The 2,433-nt window shown below is 64.5% G+C and carries 2 protein-coding genes; both read left to right on the top strand.

Annotated elements, in window-relative coordinates; genetic code table 11:
• Positions 1 to 1,673 (top strand): acyl-CoA dehydrogenase (locus APH35_RS27885; protein ID WP_060515837.1); only part of this gene is annotated, 1,673 nt, incomplete at its 5' end.
• A 32-nt stretch (positions 1,674 to 1,705) separates the two neighbouring features.
• Positions 1,706 to 2,433: PmbA/TldA family metallopeptidase (locus APH35_RS27880; RefSeq protein WP_374701366.1), on the top strand; the 728-nt coding region annotated here is incomplete at its 3' end.

Here is a 2,433-nt window from a genome sequence, read left to right as displayed (position 1 = left end):
CCGCCCGCACCATCGCCGAAAAGTACTTCGCCCCGCACAACCGCAAGGCCGACGAAAACGAGCCGCGCTACGTGGATGGTCGCGCGGAGCTGATCACCGAGGTGAAGCCTGCCGTCGACGCCTTCCTCGAAGCCGGCTTTCTCAACACCAACCGGGACTTCGAGGTGGGTGGCATGCAGCTGCCCAGCCTGGTGTCGCAGGCCTGCTTCGCCCACTTCCAGGCCGCCAACGCCGGCACCACGGCCTACCCATTCCTGACCATGGGCGCAGCCAACCTGATCGAGAGTTTCGGCACAGAGGAACAGAAGCGCCTGTTCCTGCAACCGATGATCGAGGGCCGCTACTTCGGTACCATGGCGCTGACCGAGCCCCACGCCGGCTCGTCTCTGGCCGACATCCGCACCCGCGCCGAACCTGCGGGCGATGGCAGTTACCGACTCAAGGGCAACAAGATCTTCATCTCCGGTGGCGACCACGAACTGTCGGAAAACATCGTGCACATGGTGCTGGCCAAGCTGCCGGACGCCCCGCCCGGGGTGAAGGGCATCTCGCTGTTCATCGTGCCGAAATATCTGGTGAACCCGGACGGCAGCCGTGGCTCGCGCAATGACGTGCTGCTGGCCGGGTTGTTCCACAAGATGGGCTGGCGCGGCACTACCTCCACCGCGCTGAACTTCGGCGACAACGGCCAGTGCGTCGGCTACCTGGTCGGCCAGCCACACCAGGGCCTGGCCTGCATGTTCCAGATGATGAACGAGGCGCGTATCGGCGTCGGCATGGGTGCAGTGATGCTAGGTTACGCCGGCTACCTTTACTCGTTGGAATACGCCCGACAGCGTCCGCAGGGCCGGCTACCGGACAACAAAGACCCACACAGCCAAGCGGTGCCGATCATCGAACATAGCGATGTAAAGCGCATGCTGCTGGCCCAGAAGGCTTACGTGGAAGGTGCCTTTGACCTGGGCCTGTATGCCGCCCGTCTATTCGACGATACTCACACCGCCAGCGAAGAAAGCACCCGCCAGCAGACCCAGGAACTGCTCGACCTGCTGACTCCGATCGTCAAGTCGTGGCCGTCGACGTTCTGCCTCAAGGCCAACGAACTGGCGATCCAGATTCTCGGCGGCCACGGCTACACCCGCGAATATCCGGTGGAACAGTATTACCGCGACAACCGCCTGAACCCGATTCACGAAGGCACCGAGGGCATTCAGTCGCTCGACTTGCTTGGCCGCAAGCTGGCGCAAAACAATGGCGCCGGGCTCAAACAACTCATCCGCCTGATCGCCAACACCGGCGAGCGCGCCAGCCACCACCCCAACCTCGACCCACTGCGCCAGCCACTGGAACAACTGGTCAACCGCCTGCAAAGCGTAACGCTGGCCCTGCTCGGCGACCTGGCCCAGGGCAAGGTCGCTGGCGCCTTGGCCAACTCGGCCCTGTACCTCAAGGTCTTCGGCCACTGCGTTATCGGCTGGCGCTGGCTGGAGCAGGCGATTCACGCCGAGCTTGGTTTGCTAAAGGGCAACGCTGCCGACCGCACCTTCTACCTCGGCAAGCTCCAGGCCGCACGTTATTTCCTGACCTGGGAAGTACCGGGCTGCCATAATGAGCTGGCATTGCTAGAGGCGCGCGACAACACCTGCCTCACCATGCAGGACGAGTGGTTCTAAGGGGGAGCCACCGTGTACACGGAGGCTTTTGCATGTTCGATTCCAGCGCCCTGCTGCGCCAGCGCTTTGCCGCGCTGCGCAGTACGGCCGAGTTGTTTTCCCTGCGCCATGTGAAACAGTCGCACCAGGCGCTTTCAGTTCGGCGCAACGTTGCCGAACCACCGTTCTTCAGCCAGGACGAAGGCGCCATGCTCACCGTGCGGGTCAACGGCGTGGAGGCCTATGCGGCCACCGCCGACCTGTCCCAGGCGGGCCTGCAACGCGCACTGGAGCAAGCCGAGGCACTGGCCCGGCAGATCGCTCCGCACAGCCTGCTGGACCTGCGCGAGCAGCCAGTGACCAGTGCTCGTCACGACCATCTCTCACCCCATTTCGACCAGCCCGTACCTAGCCTCGCCGACTGCCTTGGCCTGCTGGCTGCCGAATCGGCCAGCGTGCCCAAGGACAGCCGCCTAGTGGACTGGCAGGCCAGCCTGGGCCTGAGCCTGGTCGAGCAAACCTACCTGAACTCGGCCGGCGCCGAGCTACGCCATGCCCAGCGTTTCCTGTTCCCAGGCCTGGGTGTGACCGCCAGCGACGGCCAGGATAGCCAAAGCCGCAGCCTGGGCCGCGACAACTTCGGCCAACAGGGCGGTTTCGAGATCATCGAGCGCTGCGGGCTGGTCGGCGCCGCCCGGCAGGTCGCCGACGAGGCACTGCAACTGCTGATGGCCCCCAACACCCCAAGCGGCCCGCGCGACCTGCTGCTGATGCCGGACCA

Source organism: Pseudomonas sp. NBRC 111132 (genome assembly GCF_001320565.1).
Taxonomy (GTDB): Bacteria; Pseudomonadota; Gammaproteobacteria; order Pseudomonadales; family Pseudomonadaceae; genus Aquipseudomonas; species Aquipseudomonas putida_P.
The sequence above is the reverse complement of the archived record's forward strand: the minus strand, read 5'-3'. Positions and strand labels throughout refer to the sequence as shown.